This is a genomic window from Burkholderia sp. ABCPW 14 (genome assembly GCF_001523835.1).
In the GTDB taxonomy this organism is placed as follows: Bacteria; Pseudomonadota; Gammaproteobacteria; order Burkholderiales; family Burkholderiaceae; genus Burkholderia; species Burkholderia mayonis.
This window is the reverse complement of the sequence record NZ_LOVS01000001.1, coordinates 10080-33461: the sequence shown is the minus strand read 5'-3', so window position 1 is coordinate 33461 and position 23382 is coordinate 10080. Positions and strand designations below refer to the sequence as shown.

11 protein-coding genes are annotated in these 23382 nt (G+C 68.2%); 8 read left to right on the top strand and 3 right to left on the bottom strand.

Translation table 11 applies throughout. The features are described from left to right. Positions 1–16: 16 nt before the first annotated feature. From WS62_RS00100 to WS62_RS31995, 3 genes are all read right to left on the bottom strand, one after another. Entirely contained in the window at positions 17–3154 is a 3138-nt protein-coding gene (locus WS62_RS00100) for an efflux RND transporter permease subunit (RefSeq protein ID WP_066566117.1), read from the bottom strand. Then, entirely contained in the window at positions 3151–4389 is a 1239-nt protein-coding gene (locus tag WS62_RS00095) for an efflux RND transporter periplasmic adaptor subunit (RefSeq protein ID WP_066566115.1), read from the bottom strand. Before WS62_RS00095 ends, WS62_RS00100 begins: the two co-directional genes overlap by 4 nt. A 94-nt stretch (positions 4390–4483) precedes the next feature. Continuing rightward, positions 4484–4765 carry a hypothetical protein gene (locus WS62_RS31995; RefSeq protein WP_082720573.1) on the bottom strand — a complete coding sequence of 94 codons (282 nt, stop codon included), beginning with the start codon at positions 4763–4765 and terminating at the stop codon, positions 4484–4486. Between the two features lie 547 nt (positions 4766–5312). On the opposite strand from WS62_RS31995, the gene WS62_RS35735 reads away from it, so the two are divergent. From WS62_RS35735 to WS62_RS00060, 8 genes are all read left to right on the top strand, one after another. Then, entirely contained in the window at positions 5313–5609 is a 297-nt protein-coding gene (locus tag WS62_RS35735; protein WP_156440815.1) for a hypothetical protein, read from the top strand. 280 nt (positions 5610–5889) lie between these two features. Continuing rightward, on the top strand, positions 5890–7305 hold the full coding sequence (gene cysC / locus WS62_RS00090; protein WP_066566112.1) for an adenylyl-sulfate kinase: 1416 nt from the start codon (positions 5890–5892) through the stop codon (positions 7303–7305). A gap of 50 nt (positions 7306–7355) precedes the next feature. Beyond that, positions 7356–9194, top strand: coding sequence for a non-ribosomal peptide synthetase (locus WS62_RS00085; protein WP_066566109.1), 1839 nt, complete (start codon positions 7356–7358; stop codon positions 9192–9194). A gap of 55 nt (positions 9195–9249) precedes the next feature. Then, complete coding sequence (locus WS62_RS00080) at positions 9250–10551, top strand: MFS transporter (protein WP_066566106.1); 1302 nt, start codon at positions 9250–9252, stop codon at positions 10549–10551. Between the two features lie 13 nt (positions 10552–10564). Beyond that, complete coding sequence (locus WS62_RS00075) at positions 10565–12109, top strand: efflux transporter outer membrane subunit (protein WP_066566104.1); 1545 nt, start codon at positions 10565–10567, stop codon at positions 12107–12109. Positions 12110–12158: 49 nt separating this feature from the next. After that, a complete protein-coding gene (locus WS62_RS00070; RefSeq protein WP_066566173.1) occupies positions 12159–13571 on the top strand; it encodes an FAD/NAD(P)-binding protein in 1413 nt (470 codons plus the stop codon). An 89-nt stretch (positions 13572–13660) separates the two neighbouring features. Next, positions 13661–22588 carry a non-ribosomal peptide synthetase gene (locus WS62_RS00065; RefSeq protein WP_066566102.1) on the top strand — a complete coding sequence of 2976 codons (8928 nt, stop codon included), beginning with the start codon at positions 13661–13663 and terminating at the stop codon, positions 22586–22588. Beyond that, complete coding sequence (locus tag WS62_RS00060) at positions 22585–23379, top strand: sulfotransferase family 2 domain-containing protein (RefSeq protein ID WP_066566100.1); 795 nt, start codon at positions 22585–22587, stop codon at positions 23377–23379. Before WS62_RS00065 ends, WS62_RS00060 begins: the two co-directional genes overlap by 4 nt. Positions 23380–23382: the final 3 nt, after the last annotated feature.

Sequence of the window (23382 nt, the reverse complement as noted above, 5' to 3'; positions counted from 1 at the left end):
CGCCGCGCGCGGCCCGTCAGTCCTGGGTCGCGCCCTCCGCGTGCGCATTGGACGGCAGGTATTGTCCGGGCGGCCTGAAGCGCGCCTTGAGACGGTTCGACAGCGTGTCCAGATACAGATAGATGACGGGCGTCGTAAACAGCGTGAGTATCTGACTGACCAGCAGCCCGCCGACCATCGCGTAGCCGAGCGGCCGCCGCAATTCCGATCCCATTCCGGACGCGAACAGGAGCGGCAGGGCGCCGAAGAGCGCGGTCATCGTCGTCATCATGATCGGCCGGAAGCGCAGCAGGCACGCATTGCGGATCGCCTCGAACGACGTCATGTTCTGTTCGCGCGTCGCGGCGATCGCGAAGTCGACCATCATGATCCCGTTCTTCTTGACGATGCCGATGAGGAGAATGACGCCGATCAGCGCGATCAGGTTGAAATCGTACTTGAACAGCCACAGCGTTGCGATCGCGCCGACCCCGGCTGAAGGCAGCGTCGACAGGATCGTCCATGGATGGATGAAACTGCCGTACAGTGCGCCGAGCACCAGATATGCGACGATCAGCGCGGACAGGATCAGCATCGGCATCGTCGCCAGCGTGCTCTGGAATGCCTGCGCGGTGCCCTGGAACGAGCTGACGACGGCGGGCGGGATGCGCAGCCCGGCCTGCGCGGCCTCGATGGCGGTCGTGGCTTCGCCGAGCGATACGCCGGGCGCGAGGTTGAAGCTGATCGTGACCGACGGGAAATGCGACTGGTGATTGACCGACAGCGGCTGTACCGAGTCGGTCGTCCAGCGCGCGACCGACGATAGCGGCACCAGCGCGCCCGACGGCGATTTCATGTAGATCCTGTCGAGCGTGCCCGGATCGCGCTGCAGTGACGGCAGCGTCTCCATGATGACCTTGTAGGTCGACAACTGCGTGAAGTACTGCGCGATCTGGCGCGAGCCGAACGCGTCGTACAGCGTGCCGTCGATCGCCTCGGGCGTGAGGCCGTAGCGGGCGGCCTGATCGCGGTCGATGGAGACGCTGAGCGCCGAGCCGTTCACCTGCTGGTCGCTCGCGACGTCGCGCAACTGCGGCAGGGCGGACAGCCGCTCGAGCAGGCGGGGCGCCCACGTCGTCAGTGCGCCGACGTCGGCGCTCTGCAGCGTCAACTGGTACTGGGTGCGCGCGAGGCGCGCGCCGATGATCACATCCTGCGCCGCCTGCAGGTACATGCGCACGCCGGGCACCTTCGCGAATTGCGGCCGCAGACGGCGGATGACCTCGTCGGCCGTGACGTCGCGCTGATTGCGCGGCTTGAGCGTGATGTACCAGCGGCCGTTGTTCACGGTGGTGCCCGCATACGCGCTGCCGCCGACGGCCATCTGGCAGTGCTCGACGGCCGGGTCGGCGCGGATGATCGCGGCGAGCGCCATCGAATGGCGCGCCATGTCCTCGACGGAAATGGTCTGCGCCGCCTCGGAAATGCCGGTGATCACGCCCGTGTCCTGCTGCGGGAAGAAGCCTTTCGGAATGCCGACGTAGAGGAACACCGACGCCGCGACCGACGCGAAGAACGCGCACAGCGTGATGAAGCGGTGCCGGAGCGCGAGGTCGAGGCAGCGCTCGTACGCGGCCGACATCCGGGCGAACGAACGCTCGAGCAGCCCCGCCCGGCCGGACTTGTGGCGCTGCGGGCGCAGCAGGTACGCCGCCATCATCGGCGTCAGCGTCAGCGCGACGAAGGCGGACACGAAGATCGTCATCGACAGCGTGACGGCGAATTCGCGGAACATGCGCCCGATGATGCCGCTCATCAGCAACAGCGGCAGCAGGACCGCGACGAGCGAGATGCTGATCGACGCGATCGTGAAACTCGTCTCGCTGAGCCCCTTGAACGCGGCCTGCAGCGGCGGCTCGCCCTGCTCGACGTGGCGCGCGATGTTCTCGACCATCACGATCGCGTCGTCGACCACGAAGCCGACCGCGATCGTCATCGCCATCAGCGAGATGTTGTCGAGGCTGTAGCCGCACGCCCAAATCAGCGCGCAGGCGCCGAACAGCGACACGGGCACCGTGATCGCGGGGATGATCGTCGTGCGCGCGCTGCCGAGGAACGCGTAGATGACGACGACCACCAGCACGACGTTCAGCAGCAGCGTCAGCTCGATGTCGAGCAGCGACGCGCGTATCGTCTGCGTGCGGTCGGCCAGCACGTCGATCTTCAGCGACGGCGGCAGGGACGCTTCGAGTTCCGGCAGTGCGGCCTTGATCTTGTCGACAGTGGCGACGGTGTTCGCGCCGGGCTTCTTGTAGATGCCGACCGAAACCGCGCGCTTGCCGTCGATCCACGCGGCCAGCGTGTTGTCCTCAGGGCCGAGAACCGCGCGCCCGACGTCGCGGATGCGCACCGGCGTGCCGGCCCGATAGGCGACGATCGCGTCGTTCCACTGCGCCGGATCGGTCAACTGCCCGTTCGTGTAGATCGTGTACGAGCGCGTCGTGCCGTTGAACACGCCTTTCGGATTGACGCCCGACAGGCCCGACAGCGCATGGCGCACCTCCTCGGACGACAGCCCGCGCGACGCGAGCTTGACCGGGTCGAGCTGGATGCGGATCGACGGCTTCTGTTGCCCGCCGATCGACACGCTGCCGACGCCGTCGATCTGGCTCAGGCTCTTCGTGAGCCGCGTCTCGACGTAATCGTCGATCGTCGTGAGCGGGAGCGTCGCGGATATCGCGCTTAGCAGCATGATCGGCGAATCGGCCGGGTTGACCTTCTGGAAGGTCGGCGGCGAGGGCAGATTCGCCGGCAGTTGCGCGGCCGCCGCGTCGATCGCCGACTGCACGTCGTTGGCCGCCGCGTCGATGCTGCGATCGAGGCTGAACTGCAGCACGATCGACGTCGAGCTGAGCGTGCTCTGCGACGTCATCTGCGTGACGTACGGAATTTTCGAAAACTGGGTTTCGAGCGGCTGGGCGAGCGTCGAGGCGACCGAGACCGGATCGGCGCCGGGCAAGACCGCCGAAACCTGGATGGTCGGGAACTCGACCTGCGGCAGCGGCGCGACGGGAAGGTGAAAGTACGCGGCCACGCCGGCGAACAGGATGCCGGCCGTCATCAGGCAGGTGGCGACGGGGTAGCGGATGAATACCGCGAACAGGTTCCGGCTCATGATCGGTTCGCACGCGTCGTGACCGCGGCCGCTTCGCGGCTTGCCGCCCGCCCGTCGCGGGCCGTCGCGTCGGCGGCGTCCGCGTCGCCTTCGACGTCGTGCGCCGGCATCATCGTCGCGGCGACGCGCGCGCCGTTCTGCAGCCGATACTGACCTTGCACGACGACGCGCTGACCGACCTGCAGGCCGCTTGTCACGGCGACATGGCCGAGTGCCCGGTGCGACACGCCGACCGGCTGCACGGCGACTTTGTCGCCGGCGCCGACGACGAAGACGAACGAACCGTCCGGGCCATTCTGGATCGCGTCCTCCGGCACCACCGTCACGTGCTTCAGCTCGTCGACGACGGTGCGCATCATGACCGACTGCCCGGGCCACAGCGCGCCATCGGCGTTCGCGAACGCCGCTTTCATCCGGATCGCGCCCGTCTCCGGATCGACGCGGTTCTCGATCGTGCTCAGGCGTCCGTGCGACAGGACCGTCGCGCCGTCGGTCGTCATCGCGACGGCGGCGACCCGGCCCCGGCTCAGCGCCGCATGGATCGCCGGCAACGCATCCTGGGACGCCGAGTAGACAACCGTGATCGGCGAGGTCGTGACGAGCGTGAGGAGCGCAGTGTCGTTGGCCTTGACGAGGTTGCCCTGATCGACGAGCCTGAAACCGATGCGCCCCGAGATGGGCGCGCGGATCGTCGTGTAATCGACGGCCACGCGGGCGTTCTGTATGGCCGCCTGGTCGCCGCGGACCTGCGCGCTCAGTTCGTTGACGCGCGCCTTCCACGATTCCAGCACCTGCATCGATGTCGCGTTTACCTCGGCGAGCCGCTGGTGACGTTCGAACTCGAGCCGGGCATTCGCGAGCGTCGCCTTGTCCTGTTCGAGCTTCGCGGCCGCCTGGTCGGCGACCGCCTGCAGCGTCCGGCGATCGATCTCGATGAGCACGTCGCCTTCGCGCACTTGCTGGCCCTCCTGGAATCGCACTTTCAAGATTTGGCCGTCGACCTGACTTCTCACGGTTACATCGTTGAGCGGCGCGACGGAGCCGACGCTCGTCAGGTAGACCGGCAGGTTCATCGTGCCGACGGCGGCGGCCGTGACGGGAATCGCGGCGTCGGCCTGCTTCGCGCCGGCTGCGCGCGCGTCGGTGGACGGTTTGACGAGCCACGCGAGGAGCGTGATCGCGGCGAGCGATATCAGTGCGAGCGCAACGAGTTTACGGCGCGTGACGAAGGACATGGGCATGCAGGTTGGCGTACAAATGAATGCGGCCGGCATCGCAGCGCGCCGCCGGCGTCAGGTGAACGGTCGGGAGCGTGTTCGGGCGCAAGCGTCACGGCCGGTGTGGCGTCGTTGCGTCAGCAAGCCGGAGATCGCATGCCGGGCGTTGCGGGTTCGCGCGGCGCCGCGCGGCGCCCTTCGCGACGTGGGCCTGCGGTACGGTTGTCCCGATCGAGCCGCCGGAGGCGAGGCCCCCCGTTTTCGGGCAAATATTCCCGCCGCTAGCCAACCCGTCGCGCTGACGAAATAGCCTGTCGTTGACCGCCTGTTCGATCGACTCGAATTTCATGCTGGGCCTGTCTGGAACAGGAATCTCAAAATAGCTATCGGCCATGAATGAAGCAAAAAACGCTCGCTTCGCGACGAGGATATTCTATTTTCTAATTCAATGGATTTGATGCTGTGCAGCGAAATGGAGCTGTATATATCGAATTCGTTCGGGCGGACAATCGCATTAATTCTTGCCCTTGAATCGAATGGCATGGCGAGCCGATCTTGCCGGTGAATGCAACCGGTTTTTCAAGTCGCGCATAATCATTTCGTCGAGCACGGCTCATATCTTCACGCCGGCATTTCAGCAGGGCGCCGGAACGGGAAACGGCGGGCAATGCCGCGCGCCTATGATGTGCGCGCATGCCGGCGACGCTCGTTCGTCACGGTCGGCGACGAACGTTCGGCGAGCGTGAGCGCATGCCGAAATCGACGGTAAACGGATCGCCGCTCGCCCCGTACGAGCGAGCTGATGGAATTCACTGGATTGACCCGCCATGTGTCCGGCGGGAGCAGGACCACGTCGGGACAAGCAGCTTCGGGACGTCGATGAACCTCGGAATTCATGTCGCGCCTTTCTACTGTAGAGAGATGACTGAAATGACCCGGCCATGGCCATAGCTACCTTTGCGGATCGGCGGGCGTTGTATGTCGTGCGCCGCCACGCGGTTTCGAACGCGGGCGGGCAGCTATTCGCGTTCCGCCTTCTGGGGGCGGTAACCGGATCAATCCGCACGCTTGCCATCATGTCTCGATCACACTCGGGTTGTGGCATTCAACAGGACCTTACAGTTTTTGTCAAGCCAATGCATATCGATATGAATTGCAGTGATGTCGTTGAAATGTTGCTTCGCACGCAAACTCGGGAAAATGGGGCGATCCTGCGACGCTTTTCCATCGGACAATGAGGGAATTGATTTTTTGGCGTCAGAAATTTTCTATATGAACTACAAAAATAAGCACTTGCGTATTAAGAATAAGTAATGTAAAAACACGCTGATCATGAGTTGATTCTAAAAATCGGTCTCCTTTTCGTAGCGCCGCAGAAGATCAAAATACGACATTCCGAGGGCGCATGCTTATATGCATGCGCGTGTCAAAAACGATTAAATGACAACGTCCATGAGAGAGCGTAGACGTGGTATTGCTTTTGCGCAGTCCTGCCATGATTTTCTGCGGACATCGGATTTGTCCATCGCGGCAATGAACGGTCTGCGGCGCACCATAGCGCCAGCGCATCGGGTGCTGGACACGTGCGGGTCAGGGGCGGCCGGATTGCTGGCATTGCGCTACGGTGCGGAACGGGTCGTGGCGCTCACGGCCGGAGAGGCATCGCTCGTCCGCGCCCAGGCCGAGGAGAATGGCTTCGATGGACGGATGTCGTTCATCGAAGCCGATCGGGCGGCAACGCTCGCCGATCGGGAAGGGCGGTTCGACGTCGTGCTGGGACTGACGCCCGCCGGACACCCCGAACTCGATCTGCATTACGGCTTCCGGCTGGGCGAATTCGCCCGCCGGCTCGGTACGGCGAACGTCGCCGTCGTGCCCAATGGCGTGCGCTACGGCGCGCAACTCGTCGAGTGGGGCGATGCGGGACTGCTCGAGGCGGATGTCGCGACGAGAAAGCGCCTCCTCGAATCGCGCTATGAAATCACGCTCGACTCGGTACTCGAGCGGGTCGGCGACGCGGCCGCGCTTCGCAGTCGCGTGCGCCCCGACACGCTGCGCGCGCTCTGCGCGCCGCTGTCGTTTCTGACTTGCCGTCCCGGCGATTGCTGCGACAACGGGGCGGCGGCGCCCGAGACGGTCGTGTTGACCGCAGCGCAGGGCGGCCGCGCCGACGGCGTGGTGTGGACGCAGGAACTGATACACGACGGCATCGTCGTCAAGCGGATCCAGGGATGCAGCTGGCTGGATGCGCGCGTCGATCTCGACGCAGGCGACGCGATCGCGGTGCCCGTTGCCGACATGGCGCGGGCGGCGTCGTTCGACGACGGTGAGGCCGCGCCGTGGCTTGCGCCCGCGGTGCGCGCGACGGGCGCGCCCGCGCCGCTCGTCTTTTGGCTGACCGGCATCTCGGGGGCGGGCAAGACGACGATCGCGACGTGCTTCAAGCAACACGCCGAGGCCGATGCGTGGCCGGCCGTCGTGCTGGACGGCGATACGCTGCGCGGCGGCCTCAACGCGGATCTCGGCTTCTCCGACGCGGACCGCGCGGAGAACGTGCGCCGCATTGCCGAGGTCGCCGCGCTGATGGCCGACACGGGACTGCTCGTCGTCGTCTCCTGCATCTCGCCCAAACGGTCGTTTCGCGAAACGGCGCGCACCATCGTCGGCGCCAAGCGCTTCGTCGAGGTGTTCGTCGATACGCCGCCCTCGGTCGCGGAGGCACGCGATCCGAAAGGACTGTATCGGCGCGCGCGCGCAGGGTTGGTCGCGTCCTTCACCGGGGTCGATTCCGACTACGAGCCGCCGCCGAATCCGCAGGTGCGCATCGATACGACGACGCAGGACGTGGAGAGCGCGACGCAGATGCTGCGCCGCTACTACATCGACGCGCGCCTGTCCGCCGAGCGTGCGGGCGCCGCCGAGGTCGCGGCGTAACGCCATTTCACCGTCCCTTCCTTCATCGACAGCGAAAAGCGAGACGAACGATGAGCGTCCATGACATGACTCGCGCGAACGACGTGGCGCCGCCGCGAGCGGATCGATTTGGCCGGCGTTTCGCGACGGCGGTCGCCGCCGAGATCGCCGCCGCCGATTCGCTGACGGCGCGGTTCGTCGACGTGGCCGCGCGCCGTCGCGATGCGACCGCGGTGGTGTGCGGCGACGAACGCTGGACTTACGGCATGCTCTCGGCGCGAGCATGCCGTATTGCCGAGGCGATTCGCACGGCGGGCGGATCCGGCAACGAGCCGGTCGCGCTGCTCTATCCGCACGGCGCGCCGATGATCGCCGCGATGTTCGGCGTGCTCGGCGCCGGAAAGTTCTACGTTCCGCTGATTGCCGACCATCCGCTGCCGCACCTGCAGGCGATCGTGCGCGAGTGTGGCTGCCGGGTCGTGCTTGCCGCGCCGGCGCTCGCCGAGACGGCGGCGCGTCTTGGCGTCGCGGCGAGCGTCATCGACGACGCGGCCCTGCCGGAAACGGTCGGCCGGCTGGACGCGCGCCGGGGCGACGCGGTCTCGTATCTGCTGTTTACGTCCGGCACGACCGGCGTGCCGAAGGGCGTGATGCAATGCGACCGCAACGTGCTGCACCACGCCGCCTGCTATGCGTCGTCGATCGGCCTCGGCGCCGACGACCGGATGACGCTGTTGCCGTACTACGGTTTCGACGCGTCGGTGATGGATATCTTCGCCACGCTGCTGACGGGCGCGAGCCTCCACCTCTGGGACGTGCGCGAATGCGGCGTCGAGGGCATCGGCGACTGGCTCGCGCGCGAGCGCATGACGATCTGGCATTCGACGCCGAGCGTGCTGCGCGCGGCTTTTCCCACTTTCACGCGGCCGGCCGGGCTGCGCTGGGTCGTGCTGGGCGGGGAGGCGGCGACGGGCGGCGACGTGGCGCTCGCGGCGCGGCACGGCGGTCCGCAATGCCGGTTGCTCAACGGTTTGGGACCCACCGAATGCACGACGGCGCTGCAGTACGTCGCGGACCCCGTCGCCGACGCGGCCGTCGCGCGTCTGCCGGTCGGCCGGCCGGTGCCGGGCGTCGAGGTCGCGCTGCTCGACGCCGGGGGCGGGATTTGCGCAGCCGAAGGCGAGCTCGCGATCGTCAGCCCCTTCGTCGCGCTCGGATATTGGGGGCGTCTGGACTTGAGCGCCGAGCGTTTCGGCGAGACGGGGCGCCCGGATGGCGCGCGGCGGTACCGCACGGGCGATCTGCTGCGAATGACCGAGTCCGGATGCTACGAGCACCTGACGCGAGTCGACGATCAGATCAAGATCCGCGGCTTGCGAGTCGAGCTCGGCGAGATCCAGGCGGTGATCGGCGGACACGACGACGTGCTGCAGGCGATCGTGCTGCCGCGTCTCGACGACGTTACGCAGCAGCAGACGATCGTGGCCTACGTCGTGTTGCGCGAATCGTCGGGCGACGCGGCGGCTCTGCGCGACTACGTCGCGGGCCGCCTGCCTGCCCACATGGTGCCGCGCGCGATCATCCGCCTCGACGCGATCCCGCTGCTGCCGAACGGCAAGCTGAATCGTCGCGCGCTGCCGGCGCCGCCGCGAGCCGACGCGGCGGCGGGCGATCGCAAGGGACCGCGCACGCCGCTGCATCGACTGCTCGCCGCATGCTGGGCAGACGTGCTGCGGCGCGACGCGGTCGGCATCGATGAGAATTTTTTCGAACTCGGCGGCGATTCGTTGCTCGGCACGCAGTTGCTTTCGCGCGTGAAGCGCGACCTCGAGCTCGATGCGCGGCTCGGCGACCTGTTCCGTCATCCGACGGTCGAGTCGCTCGCCGCGCACCTGCTGGCTTCCCGATGACCCGTCCCGCGCCCGGAGAGATTTCGATGCGATCAACCGATTCAGCGAGACGGACATGACCGACAGCGCGCAGGACAGCATCGACGAAGCGACGCGAGCCGCGCGCGTCTCGTGGTTCGCGACGCTGCGCGGTCCGTTCGCTTACCGCGCGTTCGCGTCGATCTGGGTCGCGAGCCTCGTCGGCAACATCGGCGGATCGATTCAGACCGTCGGAGCCTCGTGGCTGATGACGTCGATGGCGCCTTCGCCGACGATGGTCTCGCTCGTGCAGACGGCGTTCACGTTGCCGATCGCGCTGTTCGCGCTGATGTCGGGCGTCGCCGCCGACGCGTGGGATCGCCGCACGGTGATGCTGCTGTCGCAGTCGATGATGTTCGCGGTCGCGCTGTGCCTCGTCGTGCTGATGGCCGCCGGCGCGATGACGCCGGCGCGCCTGCTGGTCTGCATGTTCGTCGGCGGCTGCGCGGGCGCGATGTTCCAGCCCGCGTGGCAGTCCGCCGTGACCGAGCAGGTGCCGGCGCGCGAGCTGTCCGCGGCGATCGCGCTCGACAGTTTCTCGATGAACTTCGCGCGCACTGCGGGGCCGGCCCTGGGCGGCTTCATCGTGGCGGCCGTTTCGCCCGATGCGGCGTTCGTCCTCAGCGGCCTGTCGTACGCGGGGCTCATCTATGTCCTGTCGCGCTCGATCCGCGGCGCGGCCGCGCGAAAGCCTGCGCGCGCGCGTCTCGCGACGTTGCTGGTTCAGGGCGTTCGCTATTGCTTCCGCACGCCGGGCATTCGCGGCACGTTGATTCGCAGCAGTGTGTTCGGGTTTCTCGGCAGCCCCGTCTGGGCGCTGCTGCCCCTCTTTGCGAAGACGCAGTTCGGCGGCGAGGCGCGCACCTACGGGGTCCTGCTCGCGTCGTTCGGCGCGGGCGCCGCGTCCGGCGCGCTGGGCGGCGCGGCATTGCGCGTGCGGCTCGGTCGCGAGGCGCTGATCCGGCTGTGCACGCTGACGTTCGCCGCCGGCATGCTGATGACGGCGTGGAGCCCGTGCCAGGCGGCCGCGATGCTCGGCCTTGCCGTCGCGGGCGGGAGCTGGGTCGCGGTCGTCTCGACCTACAACCTCACGATTCAGACGGCGTCGCCGGCTTGGGTGGCGGGACGATCGCTGTCGCTGTTTCACTCGTTCATCGTCGGCGGACTCTCGATCGGCAGCTACCTTTGGGGCATCGCCGCAACGGGCAGCTCGATCAACTCGGCATTCGCGGTATCGGCGCTGATGATGGTGGCGTCGATATGCCTCGCGTCGTGGTTTCCGTTGCCGACGCGCGAGATGATCGGCGAGGACGCGCACGGCGAGCCGCAACGGACATAGCACGGTGTCGGCAATGGAATACGAATCGAGCACAACAGCGCTTCACGAACACCGCCATCGCCGCCATCGCCGCCATCGCCGCCATGCGGCGCGGCGGTGCGGCGGCCGGCGCGCGGCCGGGGCACTGCGCGCGGCCGTCGCGCTGCTGCCCGCGCTGCTGGCCGCATGCGCGGTCGGCCCCGATTATCGGCGTCCCGAGGTATCCGTGCCGCAGGCGTGGCGCCTCGGTCCCGAGTACGCGAACTGGCATCCGGCGGAGCCCGCGCATGCGTCGCTCGACGGCGCGTGGTGGCGCGCGTTCGGCATCGAACAGCTCGACGCGCTCGAGCAGCGGGCGCTCGAGCACAACCAGACGCTGCGCGAGGCGGCCGCGCATTACGACCAGGCGCGAGCCGTCCTCGCTTCGGCGTCGTCGGCGCAACTGCCCGAAGTGGGCGTCGGCGCCGAGGTGGACCGCCGCCGAATCTCAGCCAACCGTCCACTGACGGAATACGGCTCGCCGAACTCCTCGACGGTGCAAAACGATTTCAAGGCGGGCGCGTGGGCGTCCTGGGAGATCGACCTGTTCGGCCGCGTCAGGCGTTCGGTGGAGGCGGCCCGGGCGGACGCGCAGCAATCGGCCGACGACTTCGCGAACGTACGCCTCGCACTGACCGCGCAACTGGCGTCGGTCTACTTCGGGCTGCGCGCGGTCGACGACGAGCGCGACATCATCGAGCGCTCGATTGCCTGGCAGCAAAAGGCGTTCGATTTCGTGAGCGCGCAGGAGCGGTTCGGCGAGGTGTCTCGCCTGAGTGTTCTCCAGCAGCGCACGCAACTCGATGCGACGCGCGTTCAGCTGCGCCTGCTGATGACGCTGCGCGCGCAATACGAACACGCGATCGCGACGATGATCGGCGAGCCTGCGCCGCAGTTCACGCTGGCGCCGAACCGCGATCTGTACACGCTGCCCGTCTTGCCGACCGGTGTGCCGAGCGAACTGTTGCAGCGGCGGCCGGACGTCGCGGCGGCCGAGCGGGCGATGGCGGCGGCCAACGCACGCATCGGCGTGGCCCGCGCGGCGTACTTCCCGAGTCTGACGCTGTCGCCGGAGATCGGCTGGCAGAGCGCGCAGTTCGCTTCGCTCGCGACGGTTCCGAGCCTCGTCTGGTCGATCGGCGCATCGGTCGGCCAGGCGTTGTTCGACGGCGGCCGCAGGACGGCGCAAGCCTGTTTCGCGAGCGCCGGTTACGCGGCCGCGAAGGCGCACTATCGGTCGGCCGCGCTGACCGCGTTCCAGGAGGTGCAGGACGCCGTGACGAACCTGGCCGTGCTCGACGCCGCGGCGCGGGAATCGCACCAGGCCGTCGACGATTCCCGGCGATTGCTGGCGCTCGCGACCTATCGTTATCGCGACGGCATGGTCGCCTACCTGGACGTGATCGACGCGCAAAGACAGATGCTGACGAACGAACGTGAACTGGCGAGGATCCGCGGCAAGCAGGCCGGCACGGTGGTGTATCTGGCGAGGGCGCTCGGCGGCGGCTGGCGCGATCCCGTGGTTTCGGCGAACAGGTAGGCGCCCGAGAGTTGGGCGTCCGATAACAATCGGAGTGGACGAGGAATCGATGAGCACGACGACGGTTGCGATTATCGGTGCGGGATTTTGCGGGGCGACGTTGGCCATGCATCTGCTGCGACGGCCTCCGGTGCGGCCGATGCGGGTGCTGCTGATCAATCGGTCGGGCGCGATGGCTCGCGGCGTGGCCTACGGCACGCGCGCACTCGGCCATCTGCTCAATGTGCCCGCGGGCCGGATGAGCGCGATGGCGGGGGACGATGACGATTTCTATCGGTACGCGAGCGGGCGCGATCCGCGCGTGGCGCGCAGCAGCTTCGCGCCGCGGCGCCTATACGGTGATTACCTCGAGACGCGCTTGACCGAGGCGATCGAGCAGGCCGGCAGGGACGTCGAATTTCGCAGCGTGGTGGGGAGCGCGGTCAGGATCGCGCCGGCCGATGACGGCGCGCGGGGGACGATCACGATGGACGACGGCGAGGTCATCCATGCCGACCGCGTGGTGCTGAGCAGCGGCAACGAAATGCGCCGAGATCCGTTCATCGCCGAATCGCAGCGGGGGTTCTACGACAGCCGCGCCTACGTACGCGATCCGTGGCGTCTCGGCGCGCTGCGCGACATCGCGCCGGATGCGCCCGTCCTGCTGGTGGGCAGCGGGCTCACGATGGTGGACGTCGTGCTCGATCTGCGCGCCCGTGGTCATACGGCTCCGATCTACGTGGTGTCGCGCCACGGCCTGTTGCCGCAGGCACATCGCGACATGGACGCGCCCCCGTACTACGACGACCGGCTGGCAAGCCGCATGCTCGCGCGCGCGGACGTGCGGCATTACGTGCGCGCCGTGCGCGAGGCCGTGCACGAGGCGATTCGCTCCGGCGGCGACTGGCGCGACGTGATCGGTTCGCTGCGCGCGGCGACGCCGGCGTTGTGGCGTCAGTTGCCGAGCGACCATCGCCGGCGCTTCTTGCGTCACGTCCGGCCGTATTGGGACGTGCATCGCCACCGCTGTGCGCCCGAGCCGGCCGCGCGTCTGCGCGCGGAATTCGAGCGGGGCGGCGTCGTCGTCATGGCGGGGCGGGTGACGGGCTATGTCGAGCATGCGGCCGGTGTCGGGGTGGCAGTGCGTCGACGCGGCGCGGCCGTCGAAGCGCATCTCGAAGTCGGCGCGGTCGTCAACTGCACGGGGCCGGCGCCGGACTTCAGCGGGCGCGCGGGGTCGCTGCTCGGCAACCTGTACGCGGACGGCCTGATCGTACCGGATGCGATCGGCATGGGATTCGGGATCGGGGAAGACGGCGCGGTGCTCGACCGCGATGGCTCGCCGTCGGCATGGCTCCACTATGTCGGACCGCTGCTGCAGGCGCGCGATTGGGAGGCGACGGCGGTGCCCGAGCTGCGGCAGTACGTGAAGCGTCTTGCCGACACGCTGCTCATGCCGCGCAGCGAAGGGCTGCTGATCTAGCGGGGGGCGGATCGGGCGGCCCCGTCCGTTTCCGAAAGGCGGTCGAATCGCGAGTTCTTCCGCACAAAGTGCACAAAATAGGACTACATATGAACCAATCATATGAAATGGTCGAAGGCGCGCTGGCGCTGCGGCTGCGCGCCGGGCTCGCCGCGCATCTGGACGTGGCGGGCATCGACGTGGACGAACCGCTCGTCGATCACGTCGGCGATGCGTTGTCGCCGGAGGCGCTCGTCGACGTCGTGCGCGCGTGCGGCGGCACGAATGCGACACGCATCGACGTGCTCGCATGTGCGACGCTGCGCGAGCTGGCGGCATTGGTCGAGCGTACGGGCGGCGTTGCGAGCGAGCCGGACGCCGTGCCGACGGGCGTGCACGCGGATTCGCCGTTTGCGCCGGAGGACGACGACGACGCGGATGCCGACGCGCCGGCGTCTCCCTCGCAGGAAGATTTGTGGCTGGCTTCCGAGGTTCAGGATGAGGGAGCCGCCTACCATCTGTCGATGGCGCTGCGCTTCGACGCTTCCGTGGACAGTGAGCTGATGAAGCGCGCGCTTGCGGAGGTGGCCGCGCGTCATCCGTCGCTGCGGACAACGTTTCGGCACGGCGCCGACGGTCTGCGGCAGTGTGTGCGTTCCGGGGCGGAGGTCGGCTGGTCCGAGGTCGCGTCGTCGGCGTTGGACGAAGCCGACGACGACGAGCGCGAATCCCGCTTGCGCGGCGCGTTGACGCGATTCGCGCAGCAGCCCTTCGACCTGCACGCGGGGCCGCTCGTGCGCGCCTGCCTGTACCGCGCGGCGCCGGATCGCGACGTGCTGCAGGTCGTCGTCCACCATATCGTCTTCGATGCGCGGTCGCGGATCATCGTGTCGCGCGACATCGTCGACGCGTACCGCGCGCTGCGGGCGGGAAGGGTGATCGCGTGGAGCGGGACGCCGGCTTCGCCCGGCGCGTTCGCGCGCGGCCAGCGCGCCGCGTTGACGCCCGAGCGGACCGCCCGGCTGCGCGAATACTGGCGCGTGCAACTGGCCGACGTGCCGCAGGTACTCGATTTGCCGACCGACTTCACGCGCCCGGCCGTGCGCGATGGCATCGGCGCGACGGCGATGCGCACGCTGCCGGCCGCGCTCGCGGAACGGCTCGCGGCTGTCGGCGCGCGGCACGGCGCATCACTGTTCATGACGCTGATGGCCGCCTGGCAGATCCTGCTCTGGCGCTGCAGCCGGCAACACGAGTTCGCCGTCGGGACACCGATGGCGGCTCGCGACGGCGGCGCGTTCGAGTCGACCGTAGGCTATCTCGTCAATACGGTCGCGCTGCGCGCCCGCGTGCTGGCGGACGAGCCGTTCAGCGGCCTGCTCGCGCGAGTGGCGAAAGCGACGCTCGATGCATATGAGCACAAGGCGCTGCCGTTACGCGAGGTGATCGAGCTGGCGGGCGCGAGCCGCAACCCGAGCCACACGCCGCTGTTCCAGGCGATGTTCGAGTTCCACAACGAACGGCCGGGCGCCGAAGCCGGACGGGCGGAGCCGGTGCGCACCGTGCCGCACGACGTCGGCGCGGCCAAGTACGACCTGAGTCTCGAGATCGCGTACCGCCACGACGGCCTCGCCTGCGTGATCGAGTACGCGACGGCGCTGTTCGGGCGTCGCTCGATCGACGGCATGCTGGCGCAGTACGAGGTGCTGCTGGAGCAGATCGCGACCACGCCCGACGCGAGCGTCGCGTCGCTTTCGTGCATGCCCGGCGACGAACTGGAAAAGGTCACGCGAACCTGGAATGCAACCGCATTCGAGCGGACGGGATCGCCGTTGATCCACGAGCGCTTCGATGCCCGCGTGCGCGCGCGCCCCGATGCGATCGCGCTGTGGTCCGACGCCGCGTCGATGACGTTCGCGGCGCTCGGCGAGCGCGTCGATGCGCTCGCCCGCCGGCTGCTGGAACGCACGGGCGGCGAGCCGAAGCGCGTCGCGCTCTGCTTCGAGCGCTCGTTCGACATGGTGATCGCGATCCTCGCGACACTCAAGGCCGGCTGCGCGTATGTGCCGATCGACCCGCAACTGCCGGCCGAGCGGGTGGAGTTCATGCTGAACGACAGCGCGGCGGCGATGCTGCTGACGATCGAGCCGATTCGCCGCGAGCGGTTCGCGTCACTCGAGCTCGAGACCCTGTGCGTCGACGAGCCGGCGCCGCCGTGCGCCGCATCGCCGTGCGAAGCGGCGCACGCCGTCGATCCGCGGGCGGCCGCCTACGTGCTCTATACGTCCGGGTCGACCGGCACGCCGAAGGGCGTCGTCGTCACGCACGCGAACGTGACGAACCTGCTCGATGTGCTTGAGGCGAGCTATCCGGTGGGCGCGCGCGATCGCTATCTGCTGAAGACGAATTACGCGTTCGACGTTTCGGTGCCGGAGCTGTTCGGCTGGTTCGTCGGCCAGGGCTCGCTCGCGATCCTGGCGCCGCAGGCCGAAGGTTCGCCCGACCTCATCATCGATGCGGTGATTCGGCACGGCGTCACGCACGTGAATTTCACGCCGTCATTGCTGCGCCAGTTCGTGACGGAGGCGGCGGCCGACGCGCGCTTTGCCCGCGAGCACCGGCTCAAACACGCGTTCGTCGTCGGCGAGGAACTGACGAGCGCACTCGCGAACGACACATTGAGCGCACTGCGTCCCGCGTCGCTCTACAACCTGTACGGTCCGACCGAGGCGACCGTGTTCGCCACCGGCTACGCGTACACCGCGTCCATTTCGAACGGCAAGGTGCCGATCGGACGTGGACTCGGCAACATGCGCGTCTACGTGCTGGATGAGCGCATGCGGCCGATGCCGATCGGGATGCCGGGCGATCTCTACATCGCCGGCGAGGGCGTCGCGCGCGGCTACCTGAATCGCGAGGAACTGACGGCGCAACGATTCCTGCCGGACCCGTTCACGCCGGGCGGCCGCCTCTACATGACGGGGGATCTCGCGCGCTGGACGCGCCGCGGGGTGCTGGAGTTCCTCGGGCGGACCGATCAGCAGATCAAGATCCGCGGCTATCGCGTCGAGCTCGACGAGGTCGCGAGCGTGCTGAACGCGCACCCGCTCGTCGACGAAGCGGCCGTGATCGTGAAGCGAGAGGCGGACGGCGCCGCGCAGCTTGTCGCGTATGTCGTGCCTGCGGGCGGCATGGAGCGCGCATCCGCGCCGGACGAAAGCGCGCGCTTCAGCGATGCTCTCGTCGGCGCGCTCAAGCAGCGTCTGCCGGACTACATGGTGCCGGCGGCCTGCGTATTGACGCCTTCGCTGCCCAAAGGCATCACGGGCAAGCTGAATCGCAAGGCGCTCGAGGCGCTCCCGGTCCGTGCGCCGGCCCGGCATGCCGCGCTCGGCGCGGTCGCGCCCCGCAACGAGGCCGAACGCGCATTGTGCGGAATCTGGCAATCCGTGCTGCGCGTGCCGGCGCTCGGCGTGACCGACAATTTTTTTGCCGTCGGCGGCGATTCGATCCTGTCGATCCAGGTGGCCGCGCGCGCGCGTCAGCAGGGCATCGCGTTTTCGGCGCGCGACATCTTCCGTCACCAGACCGTCGAGCGCCTCGCGGCGAACGTGCGATGGGAGACGCGGGAGGGGGAGCGACGGGCGAGCGACGGCGACATGCCGCTGCTGCCGATTCACCACTGGTTTTTCGCGGTCGATTCGACGCACGTCGATCACTATCACCAGTCGCGGCTCCTCGATGTGCCGGCGGGCGTCGACGCGGACTTCCTCGAAGCATGGCTGGCGGCGCTCGTCGCGCGTCATGATGCGCTGCGGCTGCGCTTCCGGAACGCGGGGGCGGGCTGGCGCGCGCACTTCGCCGGAGCGCAGGCGCGCGACGCGACGGTGCGCCTGACGGTATGCGACGTCGCGTCGGCGCAGACGCCCGATGCGGCTGCCGACGCGTTCTTCTCGGAGGCGCGGCGCAGCGTGCGTCTCGCCGACGGCCCGCTCTTCGTCGCGGCACTGGTCGCCGCCGGGGCGCAGGGAAGGGGCTGCCTGCTGCTGACCGGACATCACGCGGTGGTGGACGGCGTGTCCTGGCGCATCATCGTTGCAGACCTGCGACGGGCGTTCGCGCAATGGACGGCGCGGGGCTCCGTCACGCTCGGGCCAAAGAGCGACACGTATCAGGCATGGGCGCGAGCGATCGTCGCGGCGGCGGACAGCCCGGTGCTGCGTGCCGAGCGCGAGCACTGGTTGCGCGTGCTGCGAGCGCAGGCATTGCCTCTGCGGCCCGATCACGGCGTGGGCGCCGATACGACGCGTCGCGCGACGCGCATTCAGTCGTTCGGCCTGAATGCGGCCGACACCCGCGCGCTGCTGGCCGACACGCATCGCGCGTATCGGACGCAGATCATCGAGCTGTTGCTGGCCGGCCTGCTGCTCGCGACCCGCCGGTGGCGAGGCCACGACACGCTTCGCGTCGCGCTCGAGGGGCACGGGCGCGAAGCCGACGTACTGGCCCGGTACGGTGCCGAAAGCGCGCTGCTCGACGTGGGCGAGACGGTGGGCTGGTTCACGAGCTATTACCCGCAGGTGGTGTCCCTGGCGGGGGCCGCGGGGGCGTCCGACCCGGTGGCCGCGGCCATCATGGCGGTCAAGGCGCAGTATCGCGCGACGCCGCATCACGGCCTCGGCTACGGCATCCTTCGCCACGTGACGGGCGATCCGGAGCTGGCGGCCGCGGAAGCCGCAGGCGCGCCGGAGATCGTCTTCAACTACCTGGGGCAGTTCGACGTCGCAGACGACGAAGCGGCCGGCATCGCCGTGGTCGACACGTCGGCGCGCGACGACATCACGGCGGCGAGGCCGCGCGAGCACGAGCTGGGCATCAACGGCGAGGTCAAGGACGGCTGCCTCGCGTTCGAGATCGACTACTCGGCGGAAGCATTCGACGACGAGACGATCGCGGCGTTCGGTGAGCACTTCATGAATGCGCTGCGGGAGATCGCCGCGCACTGCAACACGCGGCCCGCATGGCGCCCGACGCCCGAGGATTTCCCGCTCGCCGTCGTGACGCAGGACGAACTCGATGCCTGGCACGCGCGTCATCCGTCGCTCGAAACGCTGTACCCCGCGACCGCGATCCAGTGGGGAATGGTGTTTCACAGTCTCCTGCCGAATCAGGCGAGCGCCTATACGAACCAGATCTATGCGAACGTCGGCGGCACGTTCGACGCCGCACGCTTGCGGCGCGCGTGGGAGGCGCTCGTCGAGCGCCACGCGGCGCTGCGCACCGCATTCGCCGGATTCGAGCGCGAGCAGCCGCTGCAGATCGTGATGACGCATGTCGCATGCCCGTGGCGCGAAGTCGATCACCGGCACCTGACGCCCGAGGCGCGCGATGCGGCCTTCCGGGCGCTGCTCGCGGCGGACAAGGCAGCGCCGTTCGATTTCGAATGCGCGCCGCTGATGCGCTTCCATCTGGTGCGCCACGACGCCGCCGAATACCGCTTCGTCTGGACATATCACCACGCCGTGCTCGACGGGTGGAGCGTGCAGCTCGTCTGGTCCGATTTGCTGCGCGCGTACGAGGCGCTGGCGGAAGGGCGTCCGACGGCGCGGCCGGCCGCCGTGCAGTTCGACGCGGTGGTCGCGTGGCGTCAGCGGCGATCGAGCGAGGCGGACAGGCGTTACTGGCGCGAGCAGATCGGCGCGCGCACGCATCGCACCGTGCTCGGCATCGAGCAGGCCGGGCTGTCGGCGGATGCGCAGGCGACGCCTGTCGTCGTCACGCGCTCGCTCGACGAAGCGGCGACGCAGCGTCTCGTGGAGGCCGCGCGCACATGCCAGGTCACGTTGGCGGCCATGCTGCAGGCGGCCTGGGCGCTGATGCTCGGGCGCCACGGCGGCGAGACGGCGCCTGTGTTCGGCGTGACGACGTCGGGACGCGCGATCGACCTTCCCGGCATCGAGACGATCGTCGGCCCGCTGATTGCGACAGTGCCGGCGCGCGTCGACATCAATGCGTCGACGCCGCTGCGCGACTGGCTGCGCGCGGTGCACGACTGCCACGTCGAAAGGGAAGCGCACGCGCAACTCGATCTCATCGAGATTCAGCGCGAAAGCGGCGTGCGCAGCGGACAGCCGTTGTTCGACAGCCTGCTCGTCGTCGAGAACTATCCGCTTGCCGAGCGCAGCGCAGCGCGCATTCTCGGCCTTCGCGATTATGGGTGCGCCGAGGAAACGCACTACGGCCTGACCGTTTCGGCTACACCGGGGCCGCGTTTGCACATCGAAATCAATTTTGATCGTTCGCGGTACCACATCGAGGATATCGAAGTCATGGCAGACAACCTGAAAGCAGTGCTGAACCGCATTCCCGGCGGCCTCGAGCAACCCGTCGGCGATGTGCTCGGCGGCGGCGTCGCACGCGCGCGGCCCCACGGAGACGACGAGACGCCGCTCAGTTGCGTCGCGCGGCAGGGCGACCTGCGGCTCGGCCGCCATCTGGTGCCGCACCTCGTCGAGAATCACGCGGCGAGCACGCCCGAGCGCCGCGCGCTCGTCTACAACGATCGCGCATACAGCTACGGCGAACTGAACCGGGCCGCGAACCGGATCGCGAATCGGCTGATGCAGTCGTTCCCGGATCTCGGCGCGGATTCGCTCGTCGGCGTGCGCATCGCGCGCAGCGACCGGCTGGTCCTGACGATCCTCGCGATCTGGAAGGTCGGCGCGGCCTACGTTCCGATCGACCCCGTCCTGCCCGAGCAGCGCATGCGCGAGATGCTCGACCTGGCGAACGCGAAGGCGCTCGTCGTCGATGCGGCCGTGGCGGCCGCCGAGCCGGCCGTCGCCGGCGTGCCGCGCATCGTGTTCGACGACCTCGTGAAGGACGATCCGCTCTTCGAGGACAATCCCGATGTCCATCTCTCGGGCAACGATCTCAGCTACGTGCTGTTCACGTCGGGATCGACCGGCAAGCCGAAGGGCGCGATGATCGAGCACATCGGCATGCTGAACAACATCGCGAACAAGGCGCTCGACCTGTCGATGGACGCGGACAGCCGCGTCGCGCAGAACGCGTCGATGAGCTTCGACGTGTCCGTCTGGCAGATGTTCATCGCGCTGACGAAGGGCGGCACGACGTTCGTCTACGACGACCGCGTCGTCAACGACATCGCCGGGCTGATTCGGCGGATGGCCGCCGACAGCGTGACGATCCTCGAGGTGGTGCCGACCTATCTGCTCGCCGTCGTCGAATATCTGGAAGCGCATCCCGATTGCGCGCGTCCCGCGTCGATGACGTTCCTGATCGTCAACGGCGAGACCGTCGATGCGACGCTGATCCGGCGCTGGTTCGCGCTGTTTCCCGCGACGAAGGTCATCAACGCTTACGGCCCGACCGAGGCGTCCGACGACATCACGCACCACCTCATGTCGCCCGAGGACGAGATCGTCAATCCGGTCCCGGTCGGCCGCGCGCTCGCCAATTTCGACATCTACATCGTCGACGACGCGTTGCGCCCGGTGCCGATCGGCACGCGGGGAGAGATCGTGGCGACGGGCGTCGGCATCGGACGCGGGTACGTGGGCATGGCGGGCGCCACCGCGCAGGCGTTCGTGAAGAGTCCGTTTCCCGACCGCTACAAGGGACGCCTCTACCGGACGGGCGACCTCGGCGAGATGCGCGAGGACGGCGTGCTGATGTTTCACGGCCGCAAGGACAGGCAGGTGAAGATTCGCGGGATGCGCATCGAGCTCGAGGAGGTCGAGGCGAGCCTGCGCGCGATTCCGGCCGTCCGGCAGGCGGCCGTGCTCGCGATCCGGCCCGAGAACCGCGAGGCGTTCCTCTGCGCGTACGTCGTGCCGTGCGACGGTGCGCGCGAGGTGATCGTCGACATGCTGAAGGCGAAGCTGCCGCCGTACATGGTGCCGTCCGTCTTCCGGTTCGAGGCGGAACTGCCGCAACTGCCGAGCGGCAAGGTTGACCGCAACCGGCTGCGCGAGCAGTTCCTGCACGAAACGCCGCGCGCGAGCGAGACAGCGGTCGCGCCGCGCACGCCGGTCGAGCGCCGCCTGACGGAAATTCTCCGCGACGTGCTCGGCCACGACGCATTCGGCGTCCGCGACGATTTCTTCGAGCTCGGCGGCGATTCGTTCAAGGCGATTCGCATCGCGGCCAAGTACGGCCCGCCGCTCGAAGTGACCGACATCTACGATCATCCGACCATCGAGGCGCTTGCCGCGCATCTCGAGCGCGCGCCCGATGTCGAGCGCTCGATCGTGCCGATGGCGGGCGATCCGGCGACGGCGAAGGCGGTCGTCGTCTGCGTCGCGAACGCGGCGGGCGGCCCGGTCAACTTCGTCGAGATGAGCCGGGCGATGGCGGGGCAGGCGCGCGAGCTGGCGGTGTTCGCGGTGAAGCTGCCGCGCAACGCGGTCGACAGCGATGCAGCGATGCTGGAAGAGGTGACGCGCCTGTCGAACGCGGTTTGCGACGATCTCCTCGCGGCGAGCGGGCTGCCCATCATCGTGTTCGCGCAGTGCAACGGCTCGGCGCTCGCGATCGCCATTGCGCGCGAACTGAGCCGGCGCTCGGCCGACATACGCGCGCTGTGCATGGGCGGCGCGCTGATGCGCACGACGATCGGCAAACGCGACGCGCGAACCGACGACGAGATCCTGAATTTCCTCGGCGGCATCGGCTCGACGCTGCCGGGCAGGCCCGACGAGCAGGCGTTTTTCCTGCACGACTTTCGCTACGACAGCTGGCTCGCCGACGTCTACTACAACCATCTGGTGGACGAGGCGGGCCGCGGCGCGCTCGCGCCCCTCGACGTCCCGGCCTGGTGCCTCGTCGGCACCGAGGATCCGCTCGTCTCGAACTACGGGACGCGCTACCAGGACTGGTCCCGCATCGGCAGCCGCGTGAAGCTCGTCGAATACGCGGGCGTCGGCCACTACCTGCTGCGCGATTGCCCCGAAGCGGTCGCGCGTTCTCTCGGCGACGCGTGGGAAGAGGTGTCCCGCAGGAGCGTCACGGCATGACGACCCATGGCCATCGCATCGCATTCGTGCATATCCCGAGAACGGCCGGCACGACGTTCGGCGTGTACCTCGACGGACTGTACGCGGGCACGAACGTGGCGAAGTTCTATGCGGACGAGTCGCACCCGGTCGTCAACGAGAAGGTCGATGCGTTTCGCCGGCTCGACGCCGGCGAAAAGGCGTCGTTCGCTCTGCTGCGCGGCCACTTCGTGTACGGCTTCGACGACGGCGAGAGCGGCTGCCGCTACGTCACGCTGCTGCGCGAGCCCGTCTCGCGTCTCGTGTCGTACTACTTCTATGCGCTGAAGGAGCCGATGAACTATCTGCATGCGTACCTGCTCCAGCGGCGCATCGGGCTCGAGCAGTTCCTGACGAGCGATGCGAGCATCGACCTCGACAACTACCAGGTGCGCGCGGTTTCCGGCGCGACGTTCGCGTCGTCGCGCGAGCGCGTGACGGACGCGCATCTCGAGATGGCGAAGCGCAACCTGGTCGAGCGGTTCGCGGCGTTCGGGCTCACGGAGCAGTTCGACGCGTCGATGCGGCATTTTTCGCGGCAATTCGGCTGGCCGCTTCCGACGCAGGAGCGGCGCAACGAAGGCGCCCATGGGCGCGGCGTGGCGCTTGACGACGCGTGCCGCGCCTGCGTCGAGGAGAAGAACCGATTCGACATCGAGCTGTACCGCTTTGCGAAAGCGCACTTCGAGTCCGCCGCCGAGGGCGTTGGTCGCGGTGCGGATCGTTCGGCCGATCGTGCGGCTGATCACACGATTCATACGACAAGGAGCTGACGA